Genomic DNA, 13,686 nt, shown 5'->3' on the forward strand with positions numbered 1-13,686 from the left:
AGCTGAGCTATACCCCCAGCATGTCCTGCTGTCCCAACCTTCAGACAACAAGGTCTCACACTTATAAAACAAAAAAGCCCCGAAAACGGAGCTCTTGAAAGACCCTGAGCGAGAGAGCTTTTGGCGGAGCGGACGGGGCTCGAACCCGCGACCCCCGGCGTGACAGGCCGGTATTCTAACCAACTGAACTACCGCTCCGCAGCGGCTTAACTCAACTACATTGTCACTTCAACTGCATCACTGCTACTACAACACGACTAGCGTGCCAGAAAACTGGCGTCCCCTAGGGGATTCGAACCCCTGTACTCACCGTGAAAGGGTGATGTCCTAGGCCTCTAGACGAAGGGGACTGCGGACTTTCTGTACTGCGTTCTTCGCGGTGGGCTGGTGGAGGTAAGCGGGATCGAACCGCTGACCTCTTGCATGCCATGCAAGCGCTCTCCCAGCTGAGCTATACCCCCGTTTCTCTAATCAATCCGTTCAACGATTTTGGCGAAAAATGCGCTGTTTCCAGGGCGTTTCTTGCTGTTTCGTTGCCGGTTTTGTTTAGTGCCGTTGGCGAAGAAACGAGATTATGCACGAACTAAATTTGGTGTGCAAGTCGCTTCGCGGCAAAAAGCAAAAAAGTTGTGAAAAAAGAGGGTTCGATGGGCATTTTGGAGCCGTTTTACGAGCGCGGCGGGCGCTGATTGCGGCGGCGCATTGGTGCAGAAATCAACAAAATCAAAGGCTTGTGCGAGTGCTATCGTGAGTGGAAAAATTTTGTGGGTTCGTCGGGTTTTTGCACTCGGGGTTTTGTACTTGGGGCTTTGTACTTGGGTGTGCCCGCGGCCTCTGCGCGAGACGCCTGCGCGGGAGATGGGCCGCGCCTGGCGAGGAACCTCTTGAGCATCTCTTCATCAGCACTTCTTCATGAGCATTTCTTCACGAGCACCGTCCACATGAGCACCTCCACATGAGCAGCACGTCCTTTCCGACCGTGCCCCTGGGCCGCACGGGCATGGCGATCACGCGTATCGGCCTGGGCGCCTGGGCCATGGGCGGCAACGGCTGGGCGATGGGGTGGGGCGCGCAGGACGATAGCGAATCCATCGAGGCGATCCGGCACGCGGTCGACCGCGGCATCAACTGGATCGATACGGCGGCGGTGTATGGGTTGGGCCACGCCGAGGACATCGTGCGCCAGGCGCTGGCGCAGATGCCGCGGGGTGATCGGCCTTATGTCTTCACCAAGTGCGGGCTGACCTGGTCGCCGGAGCAACCGCTGGCGCCACCGCGGCGTACCGGCGCGCCGTCCAGCATCCGCCGCGAGCTTGAAGGGTCGCTGCGGCGGCTGGGCGTCGAGCGCATCGACCTCTACCAGATGCATTGGCCAGCGGGCGACGGCACGCCGCTGGAGGCGTATTGGCAGGAGTTGCTGGACCTGAAGCAGGCCGGGAAGGTGAGGGCGATCGGGCTGTCGAACCACAACCTGGCGCAGTTGCGGGCTGCCGAATACCTGGGGCACGTGGACACGCTGCAGCCGCCGTTTTCCGCCATCCAGCGGACCGCCGCCAGCGATCTGATTCCCTGGTGCGCGGCGAACGGCACCGGCGTGATCGTCTACAGCCCGATGCATTCCGGCCTGTTGACCGGCACGTTCAGCGTGCAGCGCGCGCGGGCCTTGCCGCCGGACGACTGGCGGGCGCGCCACCCGGATTTCCGGTCGCCGGACCTGGAGCGCAATCTGGCGCTGGCCGACGCCTTCAAGCCCATTGCCGAGCGGCATGGCGCGACCGTGGCGGCCGCCGCGGCGGCGTGGACGCTGGCGTGGCCGGGCGTGACGGGCGCCATTCTGGGCGCGCGCAGCGCATCGCAGGTGGACGGGTTGATTGGCGCGGCGGAACTGGAACTGGATGCCGACGACATGCAGGCCATCGCGGACGCCATCGAGCTGACCGGGGCGGGCAGCGGACCGCTGCGGCCGCCCGACGAAACAGGCTCGCTGCCCGCGAACCTGTTTGCGTGAGCGCGATCAGCCGCGGCGCGGCCGGCGGGCGCTGCCCACCGCGGCGATGAGCGCCAGGCCGATCAAGGCCAGCGCGGTCTTGTCGCCGAAACGCGCATAGGGCGTGAGCCCCGTCATGCCCTGCACGGACACGGGCAGCACGCCCGCCTGGTGCGTGGCGAGCTGCGCGGCGACGCGGCCCTTGGCGTCGATCGCGGCGGTGACGCCCGTGTTGGTGGCGGTCAGCATGGGACGCGCGGTTTCCATGGTGCGCAGGCGCCCGATCTGCAGATGCTGGCGCAGGGCCCAGCTATCGCCGAACCAGCCCAGGTTGCTGACGTTGACCAGGATGGTCGCGCCGGGCTCGCCATTGGGCCCGGGTTGCAGCGCGGGCAGCAGGTCAGGGCCGAAGAGGTCTTCGTAGCAGATGTTGAACGCGATGTGCTGGCCGCCCACGGCAAAGGGCGTCTGGCGCTCGCGGCCGCGGTCGAAGTCGCCCAGCGGGATGTTCAGCATGTCGACGAACCAGTGAAAGCCCGGCGGCACGTATTCGCCCCACGGCACCAGGTGGCGCTTGTCGTAGCGCATGGCGGTGTTGCCGGCCACGAGTTGTTCGATGGGCGTTGCGCCATCGAAGCCGATGACGCTGTTGGTGTAGCGTTCGCGGCCGTCGACCCGATCGTGCAGCGGCACGCCCATGGCGATGACCGTGTTGCGTTGCCGCGCCAGGTCGCGCCAGACTTCCCAGACGCGCGGGTCGAGCTGGTCCTGGAAGATGGGCAGCACGGTTTCCGGCAGGATCACCAACTGGGGCGCGGGCACGCCGGGCGCGGGCGGCATGGCCGTCAGCTCCAGGTGCCGCCGCACGCTCTGCTCGAGCAGCGCGGGATCGAATTTCTGGGACTGCCCGATGTTGCCCTGGACCAGCCGCACGTTGAGCGGGTCGCCGACGGGCGCCGACCAGTCGATGCGCGACAGGGGCCAGCCCGCCGCCGCCAGCGCGACGGCGACGCCGGCAGCCAGCGCGTGGCGCGGACCCGTGCCGGCCTTGCGAGCGGGCTGCCACAGGCTGGCGATGGCCGCCGCGACGAACGCGGCCAGGAACGCCATGCCGTGCACGCCGAGCAGCGGCGCCCAGCCCGCGATGGGGCTGTCGACCTGCGCGTAGCCGATGTTCAGCCACGGGAATCCGGTCAGGAGCACCGCGCGCAGCCATTCGAACGCGGCCCACATGGCCGCCCAGGCGAGCGTGGCGGACAGGATGCGGGATGGCGCCGATTCGGCGGCCAGCGGGGCGTAGCGGCGCGCCAGCGCGTTGGCCGTGGCGGGAAAGAGCGCGAGAAACGCGGACAGCGCCAGCACCGCGGCTACCGCCAGCGGGGCGGCCAGGTCGCCGTAGCGGTGCAGGCTGATGAAGATCCAGTACAGGCCCAGCGCGTAGCTGGCAAAGCTGAACAGCCAGCCGCGCAGCCAGGCCTGCCTGGCCGAGGGCGCGTACAGCGTGACCCGGGCCAGGATGGCCAGCGCCACGACCTGGGTGAACGCCAGCGCCCAGCCGGGCAGCGGGCCGGGGGCAAACGTGAGGGCGTGGACGGCGCCCGCCAGCACGAGGCCGGCGGCGCCGCGCAGGAGTCGGCCGCGCGGGGGTTGGGTCATGCGTCGGGGGCGGATGCTGCGGATTGGGGGGCGGCGATGCGCTTGACGCGCAGCCAGATGGCCCGGCGGGCGTCGCCGCGGGCCACTTCGAGGCGCAGGCCTTCGACATCGGCATGGTCGCCGCGGCGCGGGATGCGGCCGAGCTGGCCGCCCATCCAGCCGCCGACGCTGTCGTATTCGTCGTCAGGCAGTTGGCAGCCGAACACGTCATTAAAGTGCGAGATGTCGGTGGCCGCCAGCACGCGCCACTGGTTGTCGCCTTCCGGGAAGATGGAGTCTTCCTCGGTTTCGTCGAATTCGTCTTCGATGTCGCCGACGATCTGCTCCAGCACGTCTTCCATCGTGACCAGGCCGGAAATGCCGCCGTGCTCGTCGATGACGATGGCCTGGTGGTTGCGGCTGGCGCGGAACTCGTGCAGCAGCACGTTCAGGCGCTTGGATTCGGGGATGAAGACGGCGGGACGGACCAGCGTGCGCAACTCGATGTTGGGCTCCAGCATGCAGCGCAGCAGGTCCTTGGCGAGCAGGATGCCGATGATGTTGTCGCGGTCGCCTTCGTACACGGGGAACCGCGAATGCGCGGTCTCGATCACCGTGGCCACCAGGTAGGGGATGGGCTGCGTGACATCGAGCAGGTCCATGCGCGAGCGCGGAACCATGATGTCGCCGACGGTGCCCTCGGACACGGCCAGCGCGCCCTTGATCATCTTGTACGACTCCGCGTCGAGCAGGTCGCGTTCGTGCGCGGCTTCCAGAATGGCCTTGATGCCTTCGCGGTCCTCGGGCTCTCGGCGCACAAGGGAAAGCAGGCGGTCTAGGAGGGATTTGGTGGCGGGTTTGGCAGAGCGACCGGGCGTCGCTTCAGGAGCAGGGTAAGGGTCAGACATCGTCCGGGAGGACAAGTTGTGGAGGAGCCAGCATAACCGAAACTGGCCTGCAATTTGTAACGCCACCGCCGAAAATGGGTGCAATGGACGCGATCTGCGCCTTGCTGCACGCCATTTTCCGGTAATTTCTCAGGGTTGACCCGAGGGCCCGGCGTCAGGCCGCCAGGTAGGGGTCGGCGATGCCCATCTGGGCCAGGATCGCGGTTTCCAGGGCTTCCATGCGCTTGGCGTCGCGCGCCTTGATGTGGTCGTAGCCCAGCGAATGCAGGACCCCGTGCAGGGTCAGGTGGGCGGCGTGGTCAAGGAGCGCCTTGCGCTGTTCGCGCGCCTCGCGCACCAGCACGGGCACGCACATGACAATGTCGCCACGGGCCACGCCCAGCGGGTCCACGCCGTACTCGAACGTGAGCACATTGGTGGCGTAGTCGCGGCCGCGGAAGTCGCGGTTCAGGCGCCGGCCTTCGGCCGCGCCGACCAGCCGCAGGCTGAGCTCGGCGGCCTTGAAATCGATCAGGCCGTCCTCGAAGGCGCCGGCCAGCGCGCGTTCGGCCCAGCGCCGCAGGCGCCAGCGGGGCAGGCGGGCTTCCTCGACCCCATACTGGACGGACAGGGACAGCTCAGGCTTCATCTTCGGCGGCGCGGTCGTAGGCGTCGACGATGCGAGCGACCAGCGGGTGGCGCACGACATCGCGGCTGGTGAAACGGGTGGTGGCGATGCCCTGTACGTCATGCAGCACCTTCACCGCGTGCGCCAGGCCGCTGTCCTGCCCGCGCGGAAGGTCGACCTGCGACGGGTCGCCGGTGATGACCGCCTTGCTGCCGAAGCCGATCCGGGTCAGGAACATCTTCATCTGCTCGGGCGTGGTGTTCTGCGCCTCGTCCAGGATGACGAAGGCGTGGTTCAGCGTGCGGCCGCGCATGTAGGCCAGCGGGGCGATCTCGATGGTCTGCTTTTCGAAGAGGCGCTGGACCTTTTCGAAGCCCATCAGGTCGTACAGCGCGTCATAGAGCGGACGCAGGTACGGATCGACCTTCTGCGCCAGGTCGCCCGGCAGGAAGCCCAGGCGCTCGCCGGCCTCGACGGCGGGGCGGGTCAGCACCAGGCGTTGCACCGTGTCGCGTTCCATCGCGTCGATGGCGCAGGCCACCGCCAGCCAGGTCTTGCCCGTGCCGGCGGGGCCGACGCCGAACGTGATGTCGTGCTTGAGGATGTTGTTCAGGTAGTCGCGCTGGCGCGGGGTGCGCGGGCGCAGGTCGCTGCGCTTGGTGCGCAGCGCGATGCCGTCGCTTTCGTCGTCCAGGGCGGGCAGGGCGTCCAGTTCCTGGGCCTGTTCTTCCTTGAGCTTTTCTTCCTGGCGGCCCACGCCGATTTCGACCAGACCCAACTGGATGTCGTCGATGGACAGCGAGCGGTGCACGGCCTGTTCGTGAAAGCGCCGCAGGATGCGCCCGGCCAGTTCGGCCAGTTCGCCTTCGATCGTGACGCGGCTGCCGCGGCGCGACAGCTTGACGTTCATGCCATCGGCAAGTTGCCGCAGGTTTTCGTCCAGCGGGCCGCAGAGATTGGCCAGGTGGGTATTGTCGCCGTCCAGGGTGACGATGACGGGCATGCTGCGACGCGCGCGGGAACGGGGTGTGGTCATTCAGCCTCTTGCGAAGTGCGGTCGATGTCGGCCACGCGGGCGCGCAGCGAATTCGTGTGCGCCTCGGTGATGATGACGTCGACCATTTGTCCGATGAGCCGCGCGGGGGCGGGGAAGTTCACGATGCGGTTGTTCTCGGTGCGGCCCATGAGTTCGTTCGGGTCGCGGCGCGAGGGGCCTTCCACCAGCAGGCGCTGGCGCGTGCCGACCATGTTGCGGGCGATGGTGGCGGCTTGCTCGTTGATGAGGGCCTGCAGGCGCTGCAGGCGGCGCAGCTTGACGTCCTGCGGGGTGTCGTCGGCGAGGTCCGCGGCGGGCGTGCCCGGACGCCGCGAGTAGACAAACGAGAACGAGGTGTCGAAGCCGACGTCCTGGATCAGTTTCATCGTCTTTTCGAAGTCTTCCTCGGTTTCGCCGGGAAAGCCCACGATGAAGTCCGACGACAGCGTCAGGTTGGGTCGCGCGGCGCGCAGGCGGCGCACGACGGACTTGAATTCGAGCGTGGTGTAGCCGCGCTTCATGGCGGCCAGCACGCGGTCACTGCCGGCCTGCACGGGCAAATGCAGGAAGGACACCAGCTTGGGCAGGCGCGCATAGGCGTCCACCATGCGCTGGGTCATTTCCTTGGGATGCGACGTGGTGTAGCGGATGCGCTCGATGCCGGGGATCTCGTGCACGTATTCGAGCAGCATCGCGAAGTCGGCGATCTCGTCGCTGTCGGTCATGCGGCCGCGGTAGGCGTTTACGTTCTGGCCGAGCAGCGTCACTTCCTTGACGCCCTGGTCGGCCAGGTCCGCCACCTCGATGAGCACATCGTCGAACGGGCGCGAGACTTCCTCGCCGCGCGTGTAGGGCACCACACAGAAGCTGCAGTACTTGCTGCAGCCTTCCATGATGGACACGAACGCCGTGGCGCCCTCGACGCGCGGGGGCGGCATGTTGTCGAACTTTTCGATCTCGGGGAAGCTGATGTCCACCTGCGAGCGCCCTTCGTCGCGGCGGCGCTTGATCAGGTCGGGCAGGCGGTGCAGCGTCTGCGGTCCGAACACCACGTCGACGTAGGGCGCGCGCTTGACGATGGCTTCGCCTTCCTGGCTGGCGACGCATCCGCCCACGCCGATCACGAGATTGGGGTTGGTCTTCTTCAGGTGCTGCACGCGCCCCAGGTCCGAGAACACCTTTTCCTGCGCCTTTTCGCGCACAGAACAGGTGTTGAACAGGATGACGTCCGCCTCTTCGGGGTTGTCGGTGAGCTCGAGCCCGCCCTGGTCCTCGCGCAGCACGTCGGCCATCTTGTCCGAGTCGTACTCGTTCATCTGGCAGCCGAAGGTGCGGATATACAGCTTGCGGGGGGAGCCGGCGCCGGGAGTGGCCGAAGGCAGGGCGGGGGAGCCGCCGTCGCGGGGGTTGCCTGGGACGTTGCCCGGGACGTTGCCCGCGCGCTTGAGGGAGGTTTCTTGCATGGTGGTCGCCGTGACGGGTGTAGATCCCGGGGGCTGGAAGGATGGGAAAGCGCGAATTTTAACCCTTGGCCGGAAATTGTTTCTTGGCCCGGTGCGCATTGGCCGTTACGATAGCGGTCCGCGCCCCGCCCAGCGCCGGTAAAATTTCTTTTTTTCTCCCGAGCGGCACCGATGAATCCCAATCACTTCACGCCTCCGGTAGCCGCTCCGTCCCTCGATGGCGGGTCCGGTTCCGCTGTCCAGGACAAATTCCGCAATCCCTATCCGGCGTCCGTCTGGGCGCTGCTGGGCGCCGCGCTGGCGCTTGCGGCCGCCGCCTGCGCGCTGTGGATCGACCTGCCGCTGGCGGTCTGGATTCAAAAATCGGTGTCGGAAGGGGTCGACCAGTCGTTCGAATGGGTGGGCGAACTGGGCGAAAGCGGCCATTACATCGTCATGGCGCTCGCGTTCTATGTGGTGGGTCTGGTGGGATTGGCGCGCGGCTGGCGCAATCCGCTGCGCGTGAGCTATGCCGCCATGGCGCGCGGCAGCCTGCTGATGCTGTCCACGATGGCGGTCGGCGGGCTGGTTGTGCTGCTGCTCAAGCGGACCGTGGCGCGCGCGCGCCCCGAGCTGTTCTTCGAAAAAGGCATTTACGGGCTGGGCGAGGCCTTCTCGCGCGCCCAGCAGTTCAATTCCTTCCCGTCCAGCCACACCTATGCGGCGTTTTCCGTGGCCGTGGTGCTGGGCATCCTGGCGCCGCGCTGGCGCTGGGTGTTCCTGCTGCTGGCGTCGCTGGTGGCGATCAGCCGGCTGGTCAACCTGGACCACTATCTGTCGGACGTGATGACCGCGGCCGGGATCGCCGTGCTGGTGGGGCATGTCCTGGCGCCGCGCGTACTGGGCAGCGCGTACCAATGGCCGCTGCGCGCGCCGTGGCGCTGGTGGAAAAAGGGCTGAGCCCGCGCCCGCGCATCGGACAAGGCCGCGTCATCGCGGCCTTTTTTTCGTCCCGTCGCCTGGCCCCGTCGTGACCGGGCCGGCCGGCTCAGGCGAAGCCGACGACGACGCGCCGGTTGGTCCGGCTCTTTTTCTCGATCTTGGTGACGACCACCGCGCCGATCTCGCCGGTGTTGGCCACATGCGTGCCCCCGCAGGGCTGGCGGTCCACGCCCGGCACCTCGACGATGCGGATCACGGCCGTGCCGGCGGGCGGCGCGGCGCCCACGGTGCGCACCAGGTCCGGTTGCGCCGCCAGTTCTTCCGGGGTGATGCCGTTGATGGCGACGTCCGCGCGCGTGTTGATCAGGGCGTTCAGGCGCTCGGTCAGGTCGGCCTTGTCGAGCGTGGACTCGGGCAGGTCGAAGTCGATGCGGGCGGAATCGGGCGAAATGCTGCAACCGGTGACGGGCGCGGGCACGAGCGCGCCCAGAAGGTGCAGACAGGTGTGCAGGCGCATCAGGCGGTGGCGGCGCGGCCAGTCGATGGCAACGAGGACGCGTTCGCCCACCTGCGGGGCCGCGTCGCCCTGGATGACGTGCAGGATGCGCTGGCGGTCGTCGGCGTAGACCGTGTCCGTCAGCGGCAGCACGCGCCCGTCGGCGAGGGTGAGGGTTCCGCTGTCCCCCGCCTGGCCGCCGCTGCGGGCATAGCAGACGGTTTCGTCCAGCTCGACGCCGTCGGGATGGACCGCGATCACCGTGGCTTCGCAATGGTCCAGATAGGGTTCGTCGTCGAAGCGCTTGCGGGTGGCGGGCATGGGGGGCTCCGGGTTAGAGGGTTATAGGGTTATAGGGTCAGTGGGTCAGAGGGTGAGAGGCGCGGACGGCGTCACGTCAGCACTTTGATGCCGGACGGTGTCTCGATGTGCGCACTGAGCCGCGGCGGGCCATCGGCCTGCTCGATGTCGATCAGGCTGTCCGCGCCCATCCAGGCAAGACCCTGGCGCAGCAGCGAGGCGCGGGGATGGCAGCCAACGAGTCTGTGCAGGCGCAGGGGCTGGCGCGGCAGCGTCGTGCCGGGCGGCTGGTCGACGTCCCATTGGATGAGCGTGGGCAGCAGGCCTTCGCCGGCTTCGTAGCCCGCTTCGCGCCAGGCCGGCAGGCTGCCGTCGTCCGGCACCGTCAGGCGCCAGCGCAGGTCGCCGCGCGTCATGGGGATGACCGGCGGCAGGCGGTCCGGGTGTTCGGCCTGCATGTGCGTCAGGTCCATGGGCGACTCCACGCGGGCAGCCCAGTGGGCCAGGAACGGCCCTTGTTCGAGACGCGCGCGCACGTCGCCCTGGTCCAGCCCGAACCAGCGGGGGCGCGACGGCGCGGGAGCGTCGGGGTCGATCGCGATGACTTCCAGGTAGACGCCGTCCGCCATGCCCAGCAGCCGGTTATGGGTGCCCATGCGCGGATGCGCGCCGCCGCCCTGCGGCGCGATGCCCAGAATGCCGGCGACATAGTCGGAGCCGCTGGCAAGATCCGCGGCGGCGATGACGAGGTGGTCGATGGTGAGTTTCATAAGGGGCATGGTAACGAATAGGCGCGCGCCTGTATCCGTACAGCGCCGGGGGAAACCGTCGGTACAGTGTTGGGGTCAGGCTGCGACGGAGATACCGGCGGCCGCGCCTCAAAAAGAAAAAACCCGTCACGCGTGACGGGTTTTACATGTCAAGGCCAGGGAATCAGGCGACTTCGCCTTCCTCGCCTTCCTTCTTGACCGGCTTGATCAGGTCTTCGCGCTTGACGCCCATCCACATGGCCAGCGCGGCGGCGACGAATACCGACGAGTAGATGCCGAACCAGATGCCGATGGTCAGGGCCATGGCGAAGTAGTGCAGGGTGGGGCCGCCGAAGAACAGCATGGCCAGCACCATCATCTGGGTCGAACCGTGGGTGATGATGGTCCGCGAGATGGTCTGGGTGATGGCGCTGTTGATGACTTCGTGCACGTCCGCTTTGCGGTACTTGCGGAAGTTCTCGCGGATCCGGTCCATGATGACCACGGATTCGTTCACCGAGTAACCCAGCACGGCCAGCACGCCAGCCAGCACCGCGAGCGAGAACTCCCACTGGAAGAATGCGAAGAAGCCCAGGATGATGACCACGTCGTGCAGGTTGGCGATCACGCCGGCCACCGCGAACTTCCATTCGAAGCGGAAGGCCAGGTAGATCATGATGCCGATCACGACCACGAGCAGGGCCATCAGGCCGTTGTGCAGGAGTTCCTGGCCGACCTGCGGACCCACGAATTCGACGCGGCGCAGCTCAACGCCGGAGTCCGCGGCCTTGAGCGCGGCCATGACGGTGTCGCTCTGGGTGGCCGAGGTCTGCCCTTCCTGCAGGGGCAGGCGGATCATGACGTCGTGCGAGGTGCCGAAATTCTGGACCTGGAAGTCGGTGTAGCCCAGCTTGGACACCACGCCGCGCACGTTTTCAAGCTGCGCCGTCTGGGCGTAGTTGACTTCCATGACCGTGCCGCCGGTGAATTCGATCGACAGGTGAAAGCCGCGCGTGACGATGAAGAACACCGCCAGGATGAAGGTGACGAGACTGATGATGTTCAGCACCAGGGCGTGGCGCATGAACGGGATGGTGCGGTGAATCCGGAAAAATTCCATTTTTCGCCTTCGGTTCTTTGCTGTGGCGGACGGCTTGGGCCGTCCGCCCTATTTTCAGTTTGCCTTCGGCTTCCAGACGTCGCCGATGGAGATCGAGGTGAGCTTCTTCTTGCGGCCGTAGTACAGGTTGGCCAGCGCGCGCACGCCCACGACCGACGAGAACATCGAGGTCAGGATGCCCAGGCAGTGAACCACCGCGAAGCCCCGGATCGGACCCGAACCGAACGCCAGTAGCGCCAGGCCCACGATCAGCGTGGTGAGGTTCGAGTCAAGAATGGTGCCCCAGGCGCGTTCGAAGCCCTGATGGATGGCCTGCTGAGGCGTGGCGCCCGCGCGCAGTTCTTCCCGTATGCGCTCGTTGATCAGCACGTTCGAGTCGATGGCCATGCCCAGCGTCAGCGCGATGGCCGCGATGCCGGGCAGCGTCAGCGTGGCCTGCAGCATGGACAGCAGGGCCAGCAGCAACAGCACGTTGAACGTCAGGCCGATCGTGGAAAACACGCCGAACAGGTGGTAGTAGATGATGATGAACGCGGCGATGGCCAGGAAGCCGTACAGCGTGGAGTTGAAGCCCTTCGAGATGTTGTCCGCACCCAGGCTCGGGCCGATGGTGCGTTCCTCGATGATGGACATCGGCGCGGCCAGCGCGCCGGCGCGCAGCAGCAACGCGGTGTCGGCGGCTTCTTCGGAGGTCATGCTGCCGGAGATCTGCACCTGGCCGCCGGCGATTTCGCCGCGGATCACGGGCGCGGTGACCACTTCGCCCTTGCCGTTTTCGAACAGCAGGATGGCCATGCGCTTGTTGATGTTGTCGCGGGTCACGTCGCGGAAGATGCGGGCGCCCTTGGAGTCCAGCGTCAGGTGCACGGCGGCCTGCTGGGTCTGCGAATCGCGGCCGGGCTGGGCGTCCTGCAGGTTTTCACCGGTCAGGATGACCTGGCGGCGGACCAGGATGGGACGGCCGTCGCGGTCGTTGTAGCGTTCGAGGCCGAACGGGACGGTGCCGCCCAGCAGCGCGGCCTGCGCGGCGGGGGAGTCGTCGACCATGCGGATTTCGAGGGTGGCGGTGCGGCCCAGCAGTTCCTTGGCCTTGGCCACGTCCTGCACGCCGGGCAGCTGCACCACGATGCGGTCCGAGCCCTGCTGCTGGATGACCGGCTCGGCCACGCCCAGCTCGTTGATCCGGTTGTGCAGCGTGTTGATGTTCTGCTTGAGCGCGGAGTCCTGCACGCGGGTGACGGCGGCGGGGTTCAGGGCGGCCAGCAGGAGCTGCTTGCCGCCTTCTTCGCGTTCGGTGAATTCCAGGTCCGGCAGGCGCGTGCGCAGCGCGGCGATGGCGCGGTCGCGGTCGTCGGTGTTGGCGAAGGTGGCGGCGACGCTCATGCCCGAGCGTTCGACGCCCGTCACGTTGATCTTCTGGTCGCGCAGCACGGAGCGCACGTCGCCGGCCAGCGAGTCATAGCGGGCGGTCAGCGCGCCTTGCATGTCGACTTGCAGCAGGAAGTGCACGCCGCCGCGCAGGTCCAGGCCCAGGTACATGGGCTTGGGCGCGAACCAGCCCAGCGCGCGCATCCAGGGCGGCGAGGCGGGCAGCAGGTTCAGCGCGACGGTGTAGTGCGGGTCGCCGGGAACGGTATTGAGCGATTTCTCGAGCAGGTCGCGGGCCTGCAGCTGCACGTCGGTGGACGGGAAGCGGGCGCGCACGGTGCCGAGCGTGCCGTTCATTTCGAAATAGGCGCCTTCGTTGGGGATCTTGGCGTCGGCCAGGATCTGCTCCACGCGGGCCAGCACGGTCGGGTCGACCTTGATCGTGGCCTTGGCGCTGGAAACCTGTACGGCGGGGGACTCGCCGTAGAAATTGGGAAGCGTGTACAGCAGGCCAATGAGGACCGCGACCAGGACCGTAATGTACTTCCAGAGGGGATAGCGGTTCATTGCCGGCTACTTCATGTGAAAGAGATGAAAGGGCCGCCCGCGCGATCGGTCGCTGCGGGCGGCGGTAGGCGGAGGGCGTCGTCTAGGACAAGAGCCCCGATGGGGCTCTTTGTGGGACGCTTACAGGGCCTTGATGGTTCCCTTGGGCAGAACGGTCGACACCGACGACTTCTGCATGATGACTTCGACGGGCTTGTCGGCCAGTTCGGAGACTTCGACGGTGACGTAGCTGTCGTTGACCTTGGTGACCTTGCCGAGCATGCCGCCGGCGGTGACGACTTCGTCGCCCTTGGCCAGCGCGGCGATCAGGTTGCGGTGTTCCTTCTGGCGCTTCATCTGAGGACGGATCATCAGGAAGTAGAGGATCACGAACATCAGGACGATGGGCAGCATGCCCATCAGCGCATTGCCTTCGGGGGCGGCGGCCTGGGCCACGACGAGGCTGGCGGTATCGATAACGGACATTGAATTCTCCTGCGTTTGAGTCTGTTTGGGTTTATCGCTATGTTTTTGATGCGCCCATCCCCGC

General features: G+C 66.7%; 12 protein-coding genes and 3 tRNA genes. 2 read left to right on the forward strand and 13 right to left on the reverse strand.

Annotated features, from left to right (window positions below; translation table 11 throughout):
• Positions 1 to 121: 121 nt before the first annotated feature.
• From BMW75_RS08765 to BMW75_RS08775, 3 genes are all read right to left on the reverse strand, one after another.
• A tRNA-Asp gene (locus tag BMW75_RS08765) sits at positions 122 to 198 on the reverse strand.
• 76 nt (positions 199 to 274) lie between these two features.
• A tRNA-Glu gene (locus BMW75_RS08770) sits at positions 275 to 350 on the reverse strand.
• 35 nt (positions 351 to 385) lie between these two features.
• Positions 386 to 461, reverse strand: a tRNA-Ala gene (locus tag BMW75_RS08775).
• Positions 462 to 1,000: 539 nt separating this feature from the next.
• On the opposite strand from BMW75_RS08775, the gene BMW75_RS08780 reads away from it, so the two are divergent.
• Positions 1,001 to 2,008 carry an aldo/keto reductase gene (locus tag BMW75_RS08780; RefSeq protein ID WP_175493143.1) on the forward strand — a complete coding sequence of 336 codons (1,008 nt, stop codon included), beginning with the start codon at positions 1,001 to 1,003 and terminating at the stop codon, positions 2,006 to 2,008.
• Between the two features lie 6 nt (positions 2,009 to 2,014).
• On the opposite strand, the gene lnt is transcribed toward BMW75_RS08780, so the two are convergent.
• The 5 genes from lnt to miaB form a co-directional block, all read right to left on the reverse strand.
• Positions 2,015 to 3,643, reverse strand: coding sequence for an apolipoprotein N-acyltransferase (gene lnt, locus BMW75_RS08785; RefSeq protein WP_092578652.1), 1,629 nt, complete (start codon positions 3,641 to 3,643; stop codon positions 2,015 to 2,017).
• On the reverse strand, positions 3,640 to 4,530 hold the full coding sequence (locus BMW75_RS08790) for an HlyC/CorC family transporter (RefSeq protein WP_092578654.1): 891 nt from the start codon (positions 4,528 to 4,530) through the stop codon (positions 3,640 to 3,642). The genes lnt and BMW75_RS08790 overlap by 4 nt, the downstream gene beginning before the upstream one ends.
• Positions 4,531 to 4,684: 154 nt before the next feature.
• Positions 4,685 to 5,158: an rRNA maturation RNase YbeY gene (gene ybeY / locus BMW75_RS08795; protein ID WP_092578656.1), complete on the reverse strand. Its 474-nt coding sequence runs from the start codon at positions 5,156 to 5,158 to the stop codon at positions 4,685 to 4,687.
• The gene (locus tag BMW75_RS08800; RefSeq protein ID WP_076516111.1) at positions 5,148 to 6,173 is read right to left on the reverse strand and encodes a PhoH family protein; all 1,026 of its coding nucleotides are present in this window, start codon (positions 6,171 to 6,173) and stop codon (positions 5,148 to 5,150) included. Before BMW75_RS08800 ends, ybeY begins: the two co-directional genes overlap by 11 nt.
• Positions 6,170 to 7,636, reverse strand: coding sequence for a tRNA (N6-isopentenyl adenosine(37)-C2)-methylthiotransferase MiaB (miaB, locus tag BMW75_RS08805; protein ID WP_092578657.1), 1,467 nt, complete (start codon positions 7,634 to 7,636; stop codon positions 6,170 to 6,172). Before miaB ends, BMW75_RS08800 begins: the two co-directional genes overlap by 4 nt.
• A 171-nt stretch (positions 7,637 to 7,807) precedes the next feature.
• Here miaB and BMW75_RS08810 point away from each other — a divergent pair, with 171 nt between their 5' ends.
• Complete coding sequence (locus BMW75_RS08810; protein ID WP_092578659.1) at positions 7,808 to 8,575, forward strand: phosphatase PAP2 family protein; 768 nt, start codon at positions 7,808 to 7,810, stop codon at positions 8,573 to 8,575.
• 88 nt (positions 8,576 to 8,663) lie between these two features.
• Here BMW75_RS08810 and BMW75_RS08815 read toward each other — a convergent pair whose 3' ends face one another.
• The 5 genes from BMW75_RS08815 to yajC form a co-directional block, all read right to left on the reverse strand.
• On the reverse strand, positions 8,664 to 9,374 hold the full coding sequence (locus BMW75_RS08815) for an alanyl-tRNA editing protein (RefSeq protein ID WP_076516107.1): 711 nt from the start codon (positions 9,372 to 9,374) through the stop codon (positions 8,664 to 8,666).
• Between the two features lie 71 nt (positions 9,375 to 9,445).
• Entirely contained in the window at positions 9,446 to 10,123 is a 678-nt protein-coding gene (locus BMW75_RS08820; protein ID WP_092578662.1) for a VOC family protein, read from the reverse strand.
• 163 nt (positions 10,124 to 10,286) lie between these two features.
• Positions 10,287 to 11,222: a protein translocase subunit SecF gene (gene secF / locus BMW75_RS08825; RefSeq protein WP_092578664.1), complete on the reverse strand. Its 936-nt coding sequence runs from the start codon at positions 11,220 to 11,222 to the stop codon at positions 10,287 to 10,289.
• A gap of 54 nt (positions 11,223 to 11,276) precedes the next feature.
• On the reverse strand, positions 11,277 to 13,157 hold the full coding sequence (gene secD, locus BMW75_RS08830; protein WP_092578666.1) for a protein translocase subunit SecD: 1,881 nt from the start codon (positions 13,155 to 13,157) through the stop codon (positions 11,277 to 11,279).
• 120 nt (positions 13,158 to 13,277) lie between these two features.
• Positions 13,278 to 13,622 carry a preprotein translocase subunit YajC gene (gene yajC, locus BMW75_RS08835; protein ID WP_006221220.1) on the reverse strand — a complete coding sequence of 115 codons (345 nt, stop codon included), beginning with the start codon at positions 13,620 to 13,622 and terminating at the stop codon, positions 13,278 to 13,280.
• Positions 13,623 to 13,686 lie beyond the last annotated feature (64 nt).

The organism is Achromobacter sp. NFACC18-2 (assembly GCF_900108985.1).
Lineage (GTDB): Bacteria > Pseudomonadota > Gammaproteobacteria > Burkholderiales > Burkholderiaceae_B > Achromobacter.

Bases quoted from the DNA above. Each gene is read 5' to 3' on its own strand.
- BMW75_RS08780 (WP_175493143.1), top strand. From the start codon at position 1,001: ATGGCGATCACGCGTATCGGCCTGGGCGCCTGGGCCATGGGCGGCAAC.
- lnt (WP_092578652.1), bottom strand. From the start codon at position 3,643: ATGACCCAACCCCCGCGCGGCCGACTCCTGCGCGGCGCCGCCGGCCTC.
- BMW75_RS08790 (WP_092578654.1), bottom strand. From the start codon at position 4,530: ATGTCTGACCCTTACCCTGCTCCTGAAGCGACGCCCGGTCGCTCTGCC.
- ybeY (WP_092578656.1), bottom strand. From the start codon at position 5,158: ATGAAGCCTGAGCTGTCCCTGTCCGTCCAGTATGGGGTCGAGGAAGCC.
- BMW75_RS08800 (WP_076516111.1), bottom strand. From the start codon at position 6,173: ATGACCACACCCCGTTCCCGCGCGCGTCGCAGCATGCCCGTCATCGTC.
- miaB (WP_092578657.1), bottom strand. From the start codon at position 7,636: ATGCAAGAAACCTCCCTCAAGCGCGCGGGCAACGTCCCGGGCAACGTC.
- BMW75_RS08810 (WP_092578659.1), top strand. From the start codon at position 7,808: ATGAATCCCAATCACTTCACGCCTCCGGTAGCCGCTCCGTCCCTCGAT.
- BMW75_RS08815 (WP_076516107.1), bottom strand. From the start codon at position 9,374: ATGCCCGCCACCCGCAAGCGCTTCGACGACGAACCCTATCTGGACCAT.
- BMW75_RS08820 (WP_092578662.1), bottom strand. From the start codon at position 10,123: ATGAAACTCACCATCGACCACCTCGTCATCGCCGCCGCGGATCTTGCC.
- secF (WP_092578664.1), bottom strand. From the start codon at position 11,222: ATGGAATTTTTCCGGATTCACCGCACCATCCCGTTCATGCGCCACGCC.
- secD (WP_092578666.1), bottom strand. From the start codon at position 13,157: ATGAACCGCTATCCCCTCTGGAAGTACATTACGGTCCTGGTCGCGGTC.
- yajC (WP_006221220.1), bottom strand. From the start codon at position 13,622: ATGTCCGTTATCGATACCGCCAGCCTCGTCGTGGCCCAGGCCGCCGCC.